Here is a 17,107-nt window from a genome sequence, read left to right on the forward strand (position 1 = left end):
TCCCAGTTCGACTGAAGCGGGCGACCTTACTGGCCCGCGCGATTGCGTCCAATCCAATGGGCTTGATGGGCATGGAGTGCGCGCGCCACTTGGCGGCCAGTTAGCCCTTGCAGTGGAAGCGTTTTCCGCCGGAATCCACGACGCCCGGACGGATCGAATCGCCGAGCGCGCATGGGGCAGATTGCGTCGATCTGCGCATTGGTGGCAGGTATGCCGGGAAACACTCGAGCAACTGAAGTATGTTGAAGGGATCGAGGAGCTGGAAATTCCTTATTCGGTTTCGGTGGAAGATCCGCGCGCGCAAGGTACTACGATCACGCTATCGAGGGATAAGCGTACGTTGGAAGCCGACCTACACAAGGCGATGGGGCATAATCTCTGGATCTTCGGGCCAGAGTTCACTTTGTTCTCCTCCAACACGACGCTGAAGCGAATTATTGAAGAGTTTCTTGATAAAAAGTACGCAGGTAGAAGCACCTCGGATCGTCCTGATCTGATGCTGCAGCAGAACTTTTTCGGAGAGTACCTGTTGATCGAGTTCAAGCGTCCTTCGCATGCTCTGACCATCGGTGACTACCAGCAGGCGACCGGCTACAGGCATCACTTGGTGCCGTTTACTCCCAAGCGGATCCGGGTGTTTGTGATTGGCGGAGATCGAGGGGAATTCCCTACGGCTCATCTAGAACCCGATGTTGTAGGTACATCTTTCTTGGATGTGATCTCGATGGCTCGGACACAGTTGGAGTGGAAGCTTAAGTAGTGGTCAATCTCGACGAGCCCGTGCACCTGAACGGCGATCGGCGGCTAGTACCGCTGATCGCTACTGTGCCCTATTAAGCTATCTAGGCATCTCGCCACGCATATCCAGCGCCCGGCCGATAGGCGTCAGCATTGATGTTGCACCAGGCGCCCTTATGGACGTTCGTGTAATCAAGGCGCTGACCATCGTCGACGATGCCACGCAAGAGGCGGTGGCGGTCGTGGTCGAGCGGGCTCCGGCTACGGCGTGGCACGGGTGCTGGACCGGCTGGCACTGACGCGAGGCCTGCCGCAGTTGATCCGGACCAACAACGGCAAGGAGTTCTGCGGCAAGACGATGTTGGCGTGGGCCTGCGAGCTGCATCCGGTTCAGATTGGTCAGGCGATTCGAAGCAGAAGCCGATGCAGAGCTTAGCTCCAGAATTGCGGATGTTGGCTGCTGGAAAACGGCCGACGACCAAGCATGGCTGGCGGCGTCTAGACGGGGCTTTCCGTTTGTGGGGCGATCCCAGAGTCCGTTGCCCGTCCGTCGCGCTGCCTAATCAGGCGGAACGCGGCTTGCCTGTTCTTTTGCGAGAGACTTCTGCTCATCGAGACTGTGCGTAGATGATCGCGCACCTTGTCGTAAGCATCGCTTGGCGAATCTGCCACCCACCCAAGTGCCAATGCAGTCCAATAGTCTGATTCGCACTGAAGCCCCGCCGTAATGGTTTGTATATACGGGAAATCTGGTCCGAGAATCGCCTCAACGTCCCTAAGTGGCTGTTCAAGTAAGATGAGCGCGCGCACAAAGTCATCGGCGCTGATCAGACTGTACGTGTTTAGCGGGCTGCTGACTCGCCAGTGGCCTTCCTCTCCCATGAATACTGTGGTGTTTCCTGCAGTTACTGTCCGCGCGGCTTCACCGTTGGGGGAGAGGTACAGCCCTGGGTCGTTCCAGCCAGAAGGGTAGGTTATGTCCGATGGCACCTCGGCTGGATTGAGGTAGATGCAGGTGTCCTGTAGTGGTGATACCAGCTCCGCCCGCGCGTTTTCCAGCATTGGTGCTCCGTCTGCGCTGGTCGGTTCCTGAGCATGCGCCCGGGATGTCCCGCCGGTGGCAACAGGCGCATCTTCGCCGGTTCTTTCGCCCGGCGATCGGGTGCGCCGATCGCGAACCCATGTGACGACCGAAACCCATATCAGCGCCACCAACAAGATCGGAACCAGGGTGAGAAGCGATGCAGCGTGGACGCCTTGGACCGGTGGTTGATGCAGTTGTGCCAGTACCCAGGCAATGGTCCAGATCGAAAAAATGATAAGACTGACCAGTAGGCGCCAGGGAAGGTCGCGAAAGTGCCAGGGGCGCGTGAGCAAGAGGAGGACGACAATCTCTGCAGCGGATATCGATGAGAACCTTACTACCAGATCGCCGGGATAAGACTGATCTTGCCGGGAAATTCCGTGGCTGCTGATCCATTGATCCGGCTGAAAGCCGGTCGTGATGTAGAGCACAGTGAGGCCAATCCAGACCGCCGCGGCAATTCCAAGCGCTGTAGTGCGTGGTGAGGGTTTCATGCAGGGGGGGCTCCGATTTCGTTTCCGCTGAGTGCTCGGCAGTTGCGGCAGTTCTACCGGGCGGGAGCTGTCGCTGAGGTGAGCTCCCAGTGTTACGTGAGCGGGCGCGGCGCCTTATGTAGGCGGAAGACGCGCGGATGGGATGTGATGACCTTGGCGGGATGCATACTCCGGCGCATGAAGATTTCCTCTCGAATGCCGGCGACCACACCTCAACGCGCAGGCGGTTTGCACACCGGGTCGTACGAAACCTCGTATGTAGAGAAGTGACGGCCATCCTTCTCTAGTTTCGCGTGATCCAGCATCGCGAGCATTTCCGAGCGCCCGAGTGTCTGAGAGCCACCCTCTCCGTCGAGAGTCAACGTGTAGCCATCCCTCAACGCAGCGCGGATATCACGCTTGTAGGATATGTAGTGGGCCACCCATTCAGACTGCGACGGGCCAATCACCGATGATCGATCGTAGCTGCTGATATTGGATGCATGCGTCGTTGTGGCGCGAATGGAATGATCGCAGTGATTCTTCAGCGTGATACGCACGTGGTACGTCTGCTGAGGGCACCCCGCGAGGGCCATTACAAGCATCAGTGCGCCGATGCTTCTGATGGAAGGGGTGTGCTTTCGAATCCGCTCCCGACTTGCTGCCTTGATCATCGCTCGTCCTGCGCATCCTGGGGGTCGACGTCGTCATCCTCCGCAGCTGCGTCCGCCATCGAATTGATGTAGTTGGCTGTTCCTCCAGGCAGCGATTCGGGCGAAAGTGCCAAGGCCGCCATCGTCATGTTGGTTTGGAAGACGTACGGGTACGGCACCCAGCCTGGAGCATCGTTGTCGGGATCGCGTTGCAGGGCCCAGGTGAAGTGGACGGGTACCGTGGCTGGTTTCTGCAGGTCTGTCAGGTAGCTTTTCCAGCTCCGCTTGGTGTCTGGTATCAAATCACCCTGACTTGCATAGGCCGGTTCATCCGCCTCCATGTGCTGAATCTCGGGAATCATGCAGCGCATGCGCACGATAGCCAGCTCGCTCCCATCCGCGTTAAGTGCTGTGGGAGGGCTTGGCAGCACGGGAGCGCAGCGAATGCGGCGCTGCGCTTCGGTCATCACCTTGTAGAGCACCCGCCCGCCCTGAGCGTCCTCGATCGCTGCGGCCATGACGCCGTCCAATCCGTCGCGATATGTGCTGAGGTACTCATCGCGCACTTCTTCTTCGGTGCTGCCTGTCACCAATGAGTGAAATCGAACAATCGATTCATCGTCTTGCTGGAGGATCACGCGCATTCCAAGTGCCGCGACCTCCTCGGGGCCCGCCTCGCTCGCGTTGCCAAGACCAGGCACAGCCGCAAGCCAGGCAGCCGTCAGCCAGGAACACGTGCGCACGCTGCTGTAATTCATCCTCAAGTTCCCATCCCCTCGCAGTCGCAGGCGTCATAGTTGTCGAACAGGCTGTCAAGCTCTGTTTTCACATGTTTGATCAACGTAACCATCAACTCGGCAGCCGACGTATTGATGCCATTGCGTAGTTCCCAGCGGTCCTCGCCCGCGCGTAGTACGACGGAGACGGTAATTGCGCGAGGTTCAACGCGTTCGGTCGGCTGTGTATATCGCGCAATGAACGCGGCCATTCGTGCCTCAGGATCGATGCCGCGTAGTCGGGCGCTGTCCTGTTCCGTGAGCGCGACGGGCATGGGGACCAGGCATGTGGCAGTGGCCTTGATCACGGGAAATGCGGGCGATCCCAACTCGGTGGGCTCCTCACCGGTGACGGTGCAGCGGGCCTCCCGCACGCGTTGAGGAAGGGCCGCCAGGACTGGTAAGGGCGCATAAGCGGATTGGGCAAAGCCTTCGGACAGCAGCATGAGCTCTTTCTGTCCGGAGTTCATTAAATGCTCAAATGCGGCCTCGAATGACTCCTCTTTCCCGCTTCCGTGATAGGTGGTCAGGGTGAGGTAGCTGTGCTTGTTCTGCCGAACGGTGCTGTCCAGAATCAGCTGACCTACGGCCTGCACCGACAAGCCACCCATGTCGTCTGGATGCACGCTGTCGCGAGTCAGATAGAATGCGCGCTCCTCGATTTCCTTGAACGCTTTCTTGTGCATCACACTTGCGAGGCGCACAAGCGAGCCGCTGTCAACCTTCCACTTGGCTGTCTCAGGTACTCTGGGCCGATAGAGTTCAACCCACGACTCGAAGCGGCGAACTGGCTCTGACGTCGCCGCTAGCGCCGCAGCGTCGGCCAGCAGGGTGAGCCGCTCGCGCCGGGACCGCGTGGTCTGTTTGGTTTCCTCAGGAATCGTGATGTCGGCAAAGCTGCAGCTTACCGTGACTTCCCGCCGGGCGACGCCGGTGCCGGGCGCGGGAAGGGTGCCACTGCCTGAAACGTCGCACTTGCCATTCGCCATGACCGCATCAATGCTGCGGAAGTATCGGGCGCGGATGTTTTCCAGCTCCGCTGTTTTCATGGCGGAGTAGGTGTCGCGACGCCACCGGCGGCTGTCGGAACGCGATTCCACCAAGGCAGACATTTCGGCTTTCGACTCGCTCTCTGAATGGCCGTAGTAACTACTGAGGGTGCGCGCGCTCTCGGCATCGTCGAACAGGAGCTGGCGTACTGCATGTACTGCTAGCTGCTCATATCGCTTCTGTTGGGTCTGCGGCGCCGGGTCCTCCTCGGCAGCGCTGGCCATCGCCGCAGGGAAGAACACGGCTGCAAAGAGAATGGCCAAGCGGTTCAGACTGATCATTTGGACCTCGGGGTGTGATCGTTGAGGTTCATAGGTGCCGATGGCAGCGAGGACGCTGCGCAGGGCGCGCCGTCCTGGATGAACCCCGCCTGGGAGCTTGCAGCAGTCATGCCGTGGCGGCTATGCAACAAGTTGCAAAACAATGCCTCTACGGTCGATGCGCAGCACGAGGACTCCCGTCGAGATCTGCATAATGGCGGCGCTTTAGCTGATTCGATCGTCGTAATCGGCTAGGCCGTTGGTGACGGTCGACCGCTTCGATGCGTGCGCTACGTCACGGCTCCAGTACGCAGAAGGCTCCCGCTGTCGCACGCTGCACGCAATGCTGTTTCTGCCTCTTTTCAGAACCGGAAGGCGCGCGAATCATGGCCCGGCCAAGGCACAAGCCTTGGCCGGGATTGGCGTCCCGAACTTACGAGATACACGGTGTCGGGCTTGCAGTTGAATTTGCAGTACCGACAATGCACCGCTTGCCAGCTCATGGCGGACGGTGCGTGGGGATCAGTCGATCCGCCGGCTTTCGTATCTCGTATCCGGCACGCCAACCCGCACCGTCCGCCACCTCGCATCTGCAGGTGGCCACACCGTGAGGTTGCCGCTATGCCTGACCTGCTTCCCGACTATCCCCGCCTGCACGCGCTGCTCGGCGATGCCGCGCGCGATCTCCCCAATGCTCTTGCCGAAAAGATGGAAGACGCCCTCAGTGATGCCGCCGAGTCTGCGCCTACCTCGGCGTTCTTCACGTTCCTGCAAGGTCACGGCAAGGGCCGTCGCGTTGATGGCGTGCCTTGGACCGAAACCCGCCTTACACCCGGCCGCGCCTTCGATCTGGCCTTGGCCACCCGCAGCGCATCAGGCATCACCGCGCTCACTGCCATGTTGCACGCCGCACACGTGGCGCGGGAGAACGACGAGCCAGGCTTCTATCCGTCGGCGGCACTGGTGGATGGTCTGTTTGATGCCTGCGAAGCATTGTCGCTGCAGGTAGAGCGCTGTCTCGTCCCTTGACTTGCCGGCGTATTGCCACGAACAGGATGAGGGGGTAGCCCGGTGCTCCCCATCCTCTGATCCTCGGTACTCTCAGGTAGACTCCGGAAAAACAACCTGGGGGAAATGAATGAAGAACGTCGCAGCGCTGGCCATTGCAGCCGCTGTTCTTTCGCTGGCCGGATGCTCTACGGTGCCAGTGACGGAGGCCCAGGCCAAGCCGGTCCCTTCCGAGCGGGTCTACCTGCCGCAGTACTTCCAGAAGTCTGCTGAGCGATCAGCAACCATCTATATCAGCCGTGACAAAGGTTACTCTGGCTCCGGCTGCTCGCATGACATCTATCTCAACAACGAGAAGGTGATGGCGATCAGGCAGTCCGAGGCGGCCACGCTCCATGTTGTTCCGGGGGCCTACTTCCTCAAACTGGAAACAGGCGGTGGTCTCTGCCCGAACATTTCCACTTCGCAGAATATGACGCTGGGCGCGGGCGAGCGTCAGGTGTATCGCGTGCTGATTCCCTCCGATGGCAATCTTCGTCTGACGCGAGATCAGTAAGCTGGGGGCAGCGTTCCCGGCAAAGCCGGCCCGCTGCCTCTTGTCCCTGTTGCACGGATCGCAAAGGAACATTCTCGAATGGAATTCGAGCACTGGATAACCTGGTCACCCGGATGTTTCGAGGCCACTGCCCTTAAGCAGGGATGGCGTTTCGATGTCAGTCAAGGACTTTGGCGGATCGACATCAACCGGGTAGAAGCACACCTGCAGCAGGATCTGGCCGCCCAGCAGTTCGGCAATTCCGTCGCCCGTTTCATTTTCGGATTTGAGATGCATCGCCTGGGCGGCGTGCTGGACGATGAAACCGTTCTGCAATCCATGGCGGCGACACGCGATCTCACACGCTACTACCGATCCAAGCGCGCGTTGCTGGCGGTCGGTCAGCTTGAATGGACGCAGGTCCGCCATCTCGATGCAGCTGCTCAATGGGGCGCCTATAGCTCCACTTTGCTGCATGCGGTCGGCAATTGGAGTGGCCAATCACGCAGGCCGAAGGACTTTGACGTCTCCTCATTCCGTACAGCGATTCAGCAGAGCCTGCAGGCGCTGACGGAGGATCAATACGCTGTCGATCCGGAATCAATGGACCTTTCGCCGCCCGAGTGGGATGAAGCTGGTCGATTCATTCATCGGAATCTGGATCCCGGTTCGCTCGATGGTTGAGCTGCCTGTGAAGTGGTAGACCAAGGTCACGACGACTTCGGAAGTGTTCGAAATGCCTGAAGAGATATTCCCGGGGCCTGTTCCACCGACGTCAATCTTCCTATAGTGGGTCCAGCCCCCCAATGGAATGGCCCGATGCACCCGATGTCCTCCGGGCGGTGCCTTGCACTCGCAATCGCAATCGCCGTTAGCGCCAGTGCCTGCGCACGGCCGCCGTCCACCGAAAACGAAAGGAATCCCGCCATGTCTGGCGCAACACAGACCGGCCGCACGCTCAACGGCCACACCTATTCCGACGCGCCCGTGGACGTGAAGCTGGGGCAGAATACCTTCCGCATCCCCGCCAACTATCTGGACAGCCAGATCGCGCCATGGCCGGGGGAGGGTGTGACGCTGGTGATCGAATGGCCGGACATGAAGCCGACGCCGCCCGGTGCCCGTGCCAATCCGCGTACGAATGATTTCCGCAAGGAGATTGCCGTCCGTATCAACTACATCGATCGCATTCCAATTGAAACTTCGCTTTCAAGGCTTTCCTCAAATGAAGCCATCACGGAGGAAAGCTCTGTGGAAAGGGGGGATCCCAGGGACCGTCTCGATCAACGCGTTGCACAGCCCGAGGCCTTGGGGCTGACGCCCTATGCAATCGACGAAGCGAAGATGGTGCTGTACGCGAAGAAGTATGAGGCGCGGTATGGGAAGCCGCCTGTCCGCAATCCGGCATCCGAACGCGACTGGTATGTTGCACGAGACGGTGCCGGGAATCTGACCAGCTTCATCAAGTGCGACAGCGCAATGTTCCTGGGGGACGGAGTTCGCCTGACGCAAGATCAGGTCGTTGATCTGGACGATCCTGTGGCTGCCGGATGCGTTCATTACTTTGTCGATATCTCTGACAGTCTCTCCATCTCCCTGCATTACAAGAGAGCTTTCTTGAAGGACTGGAAGCGCATGGAAGATGCTGTTCGTAGTGTTCTTGCGACATCACGGACACGATAAGCGACGAGGCTCAAGGAGAAAGCAATGAGCGGCCTGACCCAGAAGGACGTCAGAATCCTCAACGATTATGCGGATGCCGGTAATCGTGAGCTGTACTGGAACTACCTGTCGCAACTGCCGGGTGCGGACGGCTACGGTACGCTTGCACTGGGCGTAGTACGCAATGACAGCTTGCCTGGGCGCGTGGCCAATGCCTACGCGCAAAGCCATGCCAGATCTCAGACTGACGAAGGTTCGCGTTTTCCCAATGCCGAGCTGAGCGAGCGCCAGTGGGAAGCATTCGGGCGGACGCTGCTGCTGGAAGATCTGCAGCTTCGACAGGCGTGGATGGGAAACGGACGTGCGGATCTCGCGCTGAATCTGCCTGGTGCCGACGTCATGCTCGCTCATGACCGCGCTTTCGAGCAGCACAGACTGGATCCGAATTGCTGGACTCCTCGAGTGCTCCTGCAAGCCGCCTCGGACAAGAGCGGTCCCGAAAAGCTGGAACAGATCTGGACCAACATGCTCAACAATGACTATGCCGGAGGCCCGCGCGTAGGCAACACCAGCGTCGATGCCATCAGCCAGATGGGATGGGCGAAGGGTGGGCAGTACCTCACCCGGTTGAGCGTGCTGGAGGCTACCCAGGCACTGGAGGGGCGTTCAGCAGTCGATCCGAACATCATCGGTGGCAACAGCTACTACGCGATGTACTTCGAAGCGGACAGGAAGTGGGCAAGTGTCAGCGCGAGTGGCGGCCACATGTCGCTGCGCGAGATCACCAATCCGACCCGCATCGCCGAACTCAACGATGCCCGCGACGTCCGCCTGGAGCGGCAGCAGAAGGCTACCCAGTTCCACCCGGAAGACCCGTATCGAACCATCACACGCAGCCCGCTCACTGCATCGGTTGACGGCGTGCCCGACCTCCAGCGCGGCGCGTCGCGTCTGGCGGATATCGGGCCGGGCCACGCCGATTACGGTCTGTTGCAGCAGGTCAGCGGGCATGTCGCCGGCATCGACGCAAAAGCAGGGCGCACGCCGGATGAAAGCAGTGAACGACTGACTGCCAGCGTGATGGCCCTGGCCCGGCAAAACAACCTGGAGCGTGCCGACCATGTGCTGCTCAGCGCGCAGACGGCGGACAGCCCGGCTGGTCGCAACGTGTTCGTCGTGCAGGGTGATATGAACGACCCGGCGCACCTGAGGGCTTCCATGCCCACCGATGTGGCGGTGCAGACGCCGGTGGAGCAGTCCTTGCAGCGGCTGGAACTGGCCAGCGCGGAACGGCAGGAGGCGTTGTCGCAGCGCCAGCAGCAGGAGCTGGACAACCAGGTGCGCGAGCATCCGCAGATGCGCATGGCGTAGTGCGCAGCAGGGCGGAGCAATGGGGGGTTTCCATTGCCCCGCACCGGTCACTTGCCGGGTGCGTCCGCTGTCTGCGCCGCCACCATCGCCTGCTGCATCTCCCTCAGTGACAGATAGCCGTCACCATCGGTATCCAGCCCCGTGAAGTACTTCGCAATTTCCGGTACCACGGTCGCTTCTTCCTTGCTGATCTTCCCGTCCTTGTTCTTGTCCATCGCAGTGAACGCGGCATCGATCGAGTCTGCCTGCTTGCTGAAGCGCGCCTGCTGATAAGCGCTGAATTCGGCCTTTTCGACGTGACCATCCTTGTTGCTGTCCATCGCGGTGAACGTGGAATCGATATAGGCCTGTTTCGGGTCGGCGGGAGCGGCCTGTGCAAGCAGCGGGGCAGCGCACAGCGCGACCAGCAGGATGTTCTTGTTCATATGCATGTTGTCCGTGAATGAGGGGGGGATCAGCGGCAGGGGGAGGTGTAGCCATTACGATCGCGATAGCTGTCGGTACGGCGGTCGTAGTTGCCGTAGCGGTTCATGCAGTAGTCGGCACGTTCGCGGGTTTCGCGTTCGCGTTTGGCGGCAGCAGCGATCACGCCAGCCACCACGGCCGCACCCACTACGCCCACCACTACGCCTGTGGTCTTGGCGTCGTGGCGGCGCTCACGTTCGCGATCACGCTCCCGCTCACGTTCGCGGCGCTGCCAGTCATCGCGTTCGCGGTCGCGATAGTCCTGGTTCCACTGCGGGTTGTAGCGGTCGCCACGCTGGGCATGGGCATCGCCGGAGTAGGGCATCAGCACCAGCAGTTGTGCGGCGGCTGCAAGCAGCAGCGCAGTCCTTCCTGTTTTCAGAAACATCGTCCAGCTCCTGTGCGGACATTGTTGGTAGCTGCAGTACACCCCGCAGACATTGCGCGAACCTGCCGTCCTCGCAGGCAATTGCAACGACTACCGGACCAGCGCTTCCACCGGGTCCAGCTGCGCCGCGCGACGTGCAGGAAGGAAGCCGAAGCCGATACCGATCAGGCTGGAGCACGCGAATGCCGCAATGATCGAGCCCGCCGAGAACACCAGGCTGAAGCCTACGTCGGCCAGTGCCAGCACCGCGCCCAGCAGCAAGGCCACAGCAATGCCCAGCATGCCGCCAAGCAGGCACACCAGCACCGACTCGATCAGGAACTGCTGCAGGATGTCGCTGCGACGCGCGCCCACGGCCATGCGTACGCCGATCTCGCGGGTGCGCTCGGTCACCGATACCAGCATGATGTTCATCACCCCGATACCGCCTACCACCAGCGCGATGGCGGCAATGGAGCTGATCATCATGGTGAGGATGCCGGTGGTCTGTTCGATCGACTGGCGGATCTGCGCGTTGTTGCTCATGTAGAAGTCGGCGCTGCCATGACGGCGCGTCAGCAACCGCGCAATGGCCTGCTCGGCCGCGTCCATGCTGATCGCATCGGATACGCGCACGGTGACGCTGGACACATGGCTCTGCCCCAGCATCCGCGCCATCGCCGTGGTGTAGGGCATCCACACCCGTAGCAGCGACGTGTCGCCGGCCGCACCGGCATCCTTCTTCACTACACCCACCACGCGCACCGGTACGTTGCCCAGCAGCAGGGTCTGCCCGATGGGGTTCTCGGCTGCGGCGAAGAAGCGCGCGCGGGTGTTGGCATCGATGATCGCCACCTGCTGGTAGCCCGCCACGCCCGGTGCGCCGAAGAAGATGCCTTCACCCAGCTTCAATCCGTGCACGCGGAAGTACTGTTCACTGACGCCCTGTATCTGCACATTCGCCGAGCGGTTGCCGCGCAGGGCGGTACCGGTGGTGGCGACGCCAGGGGTGGCGCTGTCCACGAAGGGTTGCCCAGCCAGGGCCACGCTGTCGCCCGGCGTGAGCGTCTCCACCCGCGCTGCGTGCAGGTCGCCAAAGCCTGAGCCTGGGTAGATCTCGATGGTGCTGGTGCCCAGCGAAGAGATGTTGGACAGGATGGCCTGCCGTGCGCCCGTACCGAGCGCGACCACCGACACCACCGAGGCAATGCCGATGATGATGCCGAGCATGGTCAGGAAGGTACGCATGCGATGTGCGTTCATGGCGCGCAGGGCCATGCGGAAGGCTTCGGCGAAGCGATCACGCACGGCCTGCCAGCCGCTGCCATCGCTGCGCTGCGGGAGCACGGTCGGCGCCGCACCCGCTGCCGACGCAGTAGCCGTGGCACGATCATCGACAATCCGCCCATCGCGTATCTCGATGATGCGCTGGGCGTGCTCGGCCACGGCCATGTCGTGGGTTACCAGCACCACCGTGTGGCCTTCGGCATGCAGCTCGCCGAGGATCTTCATCACTTCCTTGCCCGACTGTGTATCCAGCGCGCCGGTAGGTTCGTCGGCAAAGATCACCGCACCGCCATTCATCAGTGCGCGGGCAATCGACACGCGCTGCTGCTGGCCACCGGACAGCTCGCCGGGCAGATGCTGCATGCGTTCACCCAGGCCCAGCCGCGCCAGCAGTCCAGCGGCCCGTGCGTGGCGCTCAGCGGCGGCCATGCCGGCATAGATCGCGGGCACTTCGACATTGGACAGCGCGGTCAGGTCGGTCAGCAGATGGTAGCGCTGGAAGATGAAGCCGAAGTGCTCGCGGCGCAGTTCGGCCAGTTCGTCGGGCGACATCTGCGCGGTTTCGCGCCCGTCGATCTGGTAGGTACCGGCAGAGGGCCGATCCAGGCAGCCGAGGATGTTCATCAGCGTGGACTTGCCCGAGCCCGACTGGCCCACGATGGCGACCAGTTCACCGGCGCGGATGTCCAGGTCCACGCCGTCCAGTACCACCAGGGTCTGTTCACCGGCGGCGAATTCACGGCGCACCCCGCGTACGCTCAGCAGTGGCTCGCTCATCGTTGCACTCATCGGGGCTGCGCGGGCGCGGTGGCCGCCTCGTCGCTGGCCTGCGCCAGCACCACCTGCTCGCCTTCCTTCAAGCCGCTGCGCACCTGCGCCTGGATCTGGTCATCCAGCCCGATGGTGATACGCCGCGCCACGGCGCGCCCGTCTGCAGCACGCACCTGCACGGTGTAGCTGCCGTCGCCCGCCCGCGCGCCCAGCGCAGCGGAGGGGATGGTCAGCACGTTGTGGGCGCGGCCCAGCACGATGCGCACCTGTGCGGTCATGTAGCTGCGCAGGCGTCCGTCGGTGTTGTCCACGTCGAACTGGCCGTTGTAGTACATGGCGGTGCGGCTGCCAGCGGACAGTGCGGGTGACGCGAGGCTGGACGTGTCTTCGTTGGTGATTGATTCGGGCGCCGGCGCGATGTCGCGCAGGGTGCTGCTGTAGCGGCGGCCTGCATCGCCCAGGATGGTGAAGAAGGCCTCCTGGCCGATCGTGGTGTGCACGACATCGGCCTCGGAGATCTCGGCATAGACGGTCATCACGTCCTGGTTGCCCAGCATGACGATGGTCGGTGCGCTCTGTACCGCGTTCACCGTCTGTCCTTCGCGGGCGACGACCGCCAGTACCGTGCCATCGGTGGGGGCGGTGATGCGGGTGTATTCCAGGTTGGTCTGCGCGATGTCCACGTCGGTCTGCCGCTGCACGATCTCACCGTCCAGTGCGGTGATCTGTTCGCGGGTCGCGTCCACCTTGGCCTTTGCAGCGTCGAAGTCGGCACGCGCCACCAGCTGGGACTCCACCAGTCGTCGCTGCCGCTGCAGGGTCAGCTCGTACTGGCGCAGATCAGTGGCCAGTGCATCGCGGTTGGCCCGTGCGGTGCGTTGCGCCGCCTGCGCACTCAGCAGCGCATTGCGCTGGGTACGTGAATCGATGTCGGCAATCGGGTCACCGGCTTTCACCTTGTCACCCAGTTTCACGTGCAGGCTTTCGATGCGGCCAGAGACCTGCGCGCCCACGCTCACCAGCCGCGATGGCTTCAGGGTGCCGGTGGCTTCCACCACCTGTTCGATGTTTCCACGCACCACCGGCGCTAGCTGCAACGGTGGCGGCGGTGCGGGTCGCAGCCACAGCCAAGCGGCAATGGTGGCGCACGATATGGCGCCAGCAATCATCAGCAATCGGCGGTGTTTGCGCGGTGCAGTGCTCATCGGCACAGCATCCAGAAGAGGGCGGTCATCGGTGGTCCTCGCGGCGAAAGAGATGCACGCGCCGGATGCGGGCGTGGATGGCCGTCGAGTCTCGATGCGTTGGGTTGCGTGAACCTTGCGGCGCTGCCGTGGATGTCAGCCCGCAGCCTTGGCACTGAGCAGCGCCACGGCGATGAACTGCAGGGCGCTTGCCAGCACCAGCAGCGTGCTGCGCAGGCGCTCGGACGTCATGCGCACGCTGCAGACCTGGCATAGCGCACCCACCGCCAGCCCCGTGACAGCGAGTGTGCTGGTGGAGTGCGGGTGCACGCCTTGTACCACCGCAGGTGCCGACGCACTTGCCAACATCATCCAGGCGGCATGCTTATCGATGTTGCGCAGAGGAGCCGGGATTGGTCGCGATGATGTTGATTGCCATGCGGACAGCGCGTGCAGCGCGCCATGCACGACGATGAAGAACAGCACAGCGCTGGTCATGGACACGTATGCATGGCGGTGCGTGGAAATCACCATCGCGCTGCCAGGCAGCAACAGGAACAGCGCGGCAAATAGACGCATGAGAACGTCCGGACGCGTGGTCTCGGGTATCGCACGCAGCCACTGCGGCCAATGCGGCAACCCGCGCGCACGAGCGGTGCGCGGGCCTCGATTCCACGCCGCTGCCGTCAGGCCGGATGCAGCCGGTGTCGCATGGGTTCGGGCAGCAGAGGAGGGGGGAGGAGTTCCTTCGGTCACGCGCAGGCTTCCTGTCAGGACGGAACGCGATGGCACCGAAGATGCCATCGGTTCGATGCTGCGCAGCAAACATTGCCGCAACCTTGCCTGCCATTGCCATCTGCTGCGCGTGGACAGGCGGCAGTCACGGATGTGGGGACGTCTTCAGTGTTCTACGGTGACGCAGCGGCGACGCCCGGATGCAGCGGGAATTCCACGCGGATCAATGCGCCGCCGCCGGGAGCATCCAGAATCGTGACGTGGCCGCCGTGACGGTCGATGACCTGCCGCACCAGGTTCAGTCCCAGGCCCGCGCCGGTCTGACGTGGTCGCAGCCGCTGGAACGGCTCGAACACGCGTTCGCGCTGGTCCAGCGGAATGCCGGGGCCATCGTCTTCCACTTCCAGGCAACTGCCCTGCACGCGCACGATGATCTGGCGTCCGCCATGCTCGGCGGCATTCAACACAAGGTTGGAGATCACCCGCTCCACCGCGCCCGCTTCGCCCAGTACCGGGAAGTGTGGTTCCACCGCTACCGCCACGGTCTTGTCCGACTGGATCAGCAGGGGCGCCAGATCGGCCGCAACGCGTTTGGCCACCCGCGCCAGGTTGAGGGTTTCCTTCGGGCCATCCTCTTCCATGCGGTGAAGGTCCAGCAGCTGCTCGGCCAGCGTCGCCAGCCGCGCGACTTCCACGGCCAGACTGCGCGAGGTCGAATCGTCTGCGGTGTCGATCTTAAGCCGCAGGATCGCGATCGGCGTGCGTAGCTCGTGCGCCGCTGCGGCGATGAATCGGCGCTGCCGCTCGTGTCCTTCATCCAGCCGGCCCAATGCGTCGTTGACGGCTGTCACCAGCGGCGCGATCTCCACTGGCACGGCGGTTTCGGTCAGGCGGATGCCGCGACGGCTGGCCGAAATGTTGCGGGCTTCCTCCGCGATGCGCTCGACACCGGCCAGTGCGCGCCGCACGATGATCGGCGTCAGGATGATGGTGGCCAGTGCCAGAAGCAGGAAAATCGGCAGGGTGATGATGTGCGCGGCCAACGCCATCTGCATGGTCAGCGAATCGGTTTCGCCATGGGCCATGATGGTCAGCTTGCCGGCCGGCCCACTGTGCTGGCGCACCACCACCGCCAGGCCATCGCTGCGATCACGGCCGCGCAGGTCGCCATAGGGGATGCCATCGAGGGCGCCAACCAGCGAGGCATAGGCCGGTGGCACATGTCCGAAGGTGACATGGTGTCCATGCTCGTCCTCGGCGATGAACCACGCACCGGGGACGATCTTCAGCAGCTCGGCCAGCTCCGGTGTGTGCGCTACGTACAGTTCGCCATTGCGGTCGCGGTGCACCGCCTCGGCGGCTACTGGCGCGAAGGTCTGGATGGTGTAGTAGCCACCGCTGTCGGCACGAACCAGCACCATCAACAGGGCGAAGAAGGCCACCAGCAAGGCCAGCAGCTGGTAGATCAGCGTCTTGACGATCAGCGGGCGCTTCAACGACGGGCGACGCGCCATCACTTGCTTTCCCGCATCAGATAGCCAACCCCGCGAATGGCGTGGATCTCCACACCGGCATCGGCATCGGCCAGCTTGCGGCGCAGGCGCGAGACGTGCGAATCCAGCGTGTTGGAATGGATGCCGTCGTCGAAGCCATACACCGCCATCTCGATGGATTCGCGCAGCACGGTGCGGCCCAGGCGTCGAGCGAGGGCGGCCAGCACCCGGATCTCGCGGCGCGGCAGCTCCAGCCGCTGGCCGCCGACACTGGCCTCGCCCGAGGCGGGGTCGAACACCAGCCGGCCGATGCTGAGGGTCTCTACCTGCAGACCACTTGGGCGCCGGCCCGCAGCGCGGATGCGCGCGAACAGTTCCTCCAGCGCGAAGGGCTTGGCCAGGTAGTCATCGGCCCCTTCATCCAGACCGGCAATCCGGTCCGGCAACTGGCCCAGCGCGCTCAGCACGATGATCGGCACCCCGGGATTGTGCTCGCGCAGCAGGGAAATCAACGCCAGGCCATCGCCATCGGGCAGGGTCCGGTCCAATAGCACCAGATCGTGCAGCCCGCACAGAGCCGCCTCCCGGGCCAATGCCAGCGTGTTGGCCAGGTCCACTACATAGCGCTCACGCTGCAGGGCAGACTTGAGGGTGGCGGCTAGTTCGGCTTCGTCTTCGATCAGCAGGATGTGCATCAGCAGGGCTTGGGGCAGGGAGGGGCCACAGAGGGCGGTTCGGCACGCGCCGGCACCGTATTACAGGAACATTGCGTGAACATGGCGTTCCTGCGCATCTGCCGGAAGGCCAATGGCGGGCGGCAAAGAAGACGAGGGCCCGGCGCAAGGTTCACGCAATCCAGGCGCTCCAGCCTTGGCGCCCTTCGTAGTTCTCATCCCCTGGAGTCACCATGAAGTTGTTTGTTCCGCTGCTGTTCCTCGCCGCGCTCACCGGTTGCACCACCGCCAAGATGACCGTCACCCCCGACGGCCGCCGTGGCGTTTCCATCGACTGCAGTGGCTCCAGCTCCTGGAGCGGGTGCTACGAGAAGGCCGGGCAGATGTGCCCGGGTGGCTACGTGGTCTTCAGCAAGGATGGCGATGAGGGCAACGCCATTGCGGTGGGCAACAAGAACGGCTTCACCTCCACGCAGATGGCCACGCGTTCGATGCTGGTGTCCTGCTCGGGCTGATGCCGG

At 62.5% G+C, this 17,107-nt stretch carries 18 protein-coding genes and 1 pseudogene; 8 read left to right on the plus strand and 11 right to left on the minus strand.

All coding sequences use genetic code 11. The annotated features are described in order from the left end of the window. Positions 1 to 76 precede the first annotated feature (76 nt). Positions 77 to 760 (plus strand): hypothetical protein, encoded by a 684-nt coding sequence (locus tag HUT07_RS07110; RefSeq protein WP_176020336.1) that lies wholly within the window; start codon positions 77 to 79, stop codon positions 758 to 760. Positions 761 to 917: 157 nt separating this feature from the next. Then, a pseudogene (locus tag HUT07_RS07115) lies at positions 918 to 1,111 on the plus strand (IS3 family transposase); the annotation flags it as partial. A 125-nt stretch (positions 1,112 to 1,236) separates the two neighbouring features. Here the strand turns inward: HUT07_RS07115 and HUT07_RS07120 are convergent. From HUT07_RS07120 to HUT07_RS07135, 4 genes are all read right to left on the minus strand, one after another. Further along, positions 1,237 to 2,316: a hypothetical protein gene (locus HUT07_RS07120; RefSeq protein WP_176020337.1), complete on the minus strand. Its 1,080-nt coding sequence runs from the start codon at positions 2,314 to 2,316 to the stop codon at positions 1,237 to 1,239. A gap of 212 nt (positions 2,317 to 2,528) precedes the next feature. Continuing rightward, positions 2,529 to 2,855, minus strand: a complete 327-nt coding sequence (locus tag HUT07_RS07125; protein ID WP_176020338.1) for a hypothetical protein — start codon at positions 2,853 to 2,855, stop codon at positions 2,529 to 2,531. 110 nt (positions 2,856 to 2,965) lie between these two features. Next, entirely contained in the window at positions 2,966 to 3,706 is a 741-nt protein-coding gene (locus tag HUT07_RS07130; RefSeq protein ID WP_176020339.1) for a hypothetical protein, read from the minus strand. A 2-nt stretch (positions 3,707 to 3,708) separates the two neighbouring features. Continuing rightward, a complete protein-coding gene (locus HUT07_RS07135; RefSeq protein WP_176020340.1) occupies positions 3,709 to 5,055 on the minus strand; it encodes a hypothetical protein in 1,347 nt (448 codons plus the stop codon). Between the two features lie 600 nt (positions 5,056 to 5,655). Here HUT07_RS07135 and HUT07_RS07140 point away from each other — a divergent pair. The 5 genes from HUT07_RS07140 to HUT07_RS07160 all read left to right on the plus strand — a co-directional run bounded on the left by HUT07_RS07140 (position 5,656) and on the right by HUT07_RS07160 (position 9,610). After that, the gene (locus HUT07_RS07140; RefSeq protein WP_176020341.1) at positions 5,656 to 6,063 is read left to right on the plus strand and encodes a hypothetical protein; all 408 of its coding nucleotides are present in this window, start codon (positions 5,656 to 5,658) and stop codon (positions 6,061 to 6,063) included. 109 nt (positions 6,064 to 6,172) lie between these two features. Continuing rightward, the gene (locus HUT07_RS07145) at positions 6,173 to 6,598 is read left to right on the plus strand and encodes a hypothetical protein (protein WP_176020342.1); all 426 of its coding nucleotides are present in this window, start codon (positions 6,173 to 6,175) and stop codon (positions 6,596 to 6,598) included. Positions 6,599 to 6,676: 78 nt separating this feature from the next. Next, positions 6,677 to 7,261, plus strand: a complete 585-nt coding sequence (locus HUT07_RS07150) for a hypothetical protein (protein ID WP_176020343.1) — start codon at positions 6,677 to 6,679, stop codon at positions 7,259 to 7,261. Positions 7,262 to 7,396: 135 nt separating this feature from the next. After that, a complete protein-coding gene (locus HUT07_RS07155; RefSeq protein WP_176020344.1) occupies positions 7,397 to 8,260 on the plus strand; it encodes a hypothetical protein in 864 nt (287 codons plus the stop codon). Positions 8,261 to 8,284: 24 nt separating this feature from the next. Further along, positions 8,285 to 9,610: an XVIPCD domain-containing protein gene (locus HUT07_RS07160; protein ID WP_176020345.1), complete on the plus strand. Its 1,326-nt coding sequence runs from the start codon at positions 8,285 to 8,287 to the stop codon at positions 9,608 to 9,610. 47 nt (positions 9,611 to 9,657) lie between these two features. Here HUT07_RS07160 and HUT07_RS07165 read toward each other — a convergent pair whose 3' ends face one another. The 7 genes from HUT07_RS07165 to HUT07_RS07195 all read right to left on the minus strand — a co-directional run bounded on the left by HUT07_RS07165 (position 9,658) and on the right by HUT07_RS07195 (position 16,607). Beyond that, on the minus strand, positions 9,658 to 10,035 hold the full coding sequence (locus HUT07_RS07165) for an EF-hand domain-containing protein (protein ID WP_176020346.1): 378 nt from the start codon (positions 10,033 to 10,035) through the stop codon (positions 9,658 to 9,660). Positions 10,036 to 10,064: 29 nt separating this feature from the next. Beyond that, the gene (locus HUT07_RS07170; protein ID WP_176020347.1) at positions 10,065 to 10,463 is read right to left on the minus strand and encodes a hypothetical protein; all 399 of its coding nucleotides are present in this window, start codon (positions 10,461 to 10,463) and stop codon (positions 10,065 to 10,067) included. Between the two features lie 90 nt (positions 10,464 to 10,553). Further along, positions 10,554 to 12,518, minus strand: coding sequence for a MacB family efflux pump subunit (locus HUT07_RS07175; RefSeq protein ID WP_176020348.1), 1,965 nt, complete (start codon positions 12,516 to 12,518; stop codon positions 10,554 to 10,556). Further along, positions 12,515 to 13,705 (minus strand): efflux RND transporter periplasmic adaptor subunit, encoded by a 1,191-nt coding sequence (locus tag HUT07_RS07180; protein ID WP_176020349.1) that lies wholly within the window; start codon positions 13,703 to 13,705, stop codon positions 12,515 to 12,517. The genes HUT07_RS07175 and HUT07_RS07180 overlap by 4 nt, the downstream gene beginning before the upstream one ends. Positions 13,706 to 13,840: 135 nt before the next feature. Next, positions 13,841 to 14,263 carry a hypothetical protein gene (locus tag HUT07_RS07185; protein WP_176020350.1) on the minus strand — a complete coding sequence of 141 codons (423 nt, stop codon included), beginning with the start codon at positions 14,261 to 14,263 and terminating at the stop codon, positions 13,841 to 13,843. A 329-nt stretch (positions 14,264 to 14,592) separates the two neighbouring features. After that, positions 14,593 to 15,933 carry a HAMP domain-containing sensor histidine kinase gene (locus tag HUT07_RS07190; RefSeq protein ID WP_176020351.1) on the minus strand — a complete coding sequence of 447 codons (1,341 nt, stop codon included), beginning with the start codon at positions 15,931 to 15,933 and terminating at the stop codon, positions 14,593 to 14,595. Next, positions 15,933 to 16,607, minus strand: a complete 675-nt coding sequence (locus tag HUT07_RS07195; protein WP_176020352.1) for a response regulator transcription factor — start codon at positions 16,605 to 16,607, stop codon at positions 15,933 to 15,935. The genes HUT07_RS07190 and HUT07_RS07195 overlap by 1 nt, the downstream gene beginning before the upstream one ends. Positions 16,608 to 16,819: 212 nt before the next feature. Between HUT07_RS07195 and HUT07_RS07200 the strand changes: the two genes are divergently transcribed. Next, on the plus strand, positions 16,820 to 17,101 hold the full coding sequence (locus tag HUT07_RS07200; protein ID WP_176020353.1) for a hypothetical protein: 282 nt from the start codon (positions 16,820 to 16,822) through the stop codon (positions 17,099 to 17,101). Positions 17,102 to 17,107: the final 6 nt, after the last annotated feature.

The sequence above is a fragment of the Stenotrophomonas sp. NA06056 genome, assembly GCF_013364355.1.
Taxonomy (GTDB): domain Bacteria; phylum Pseudomonadota; class Gammaproteobacteria; order Xanthomonadales; family Xanthomonadaceae; genus Stenotrophomonas.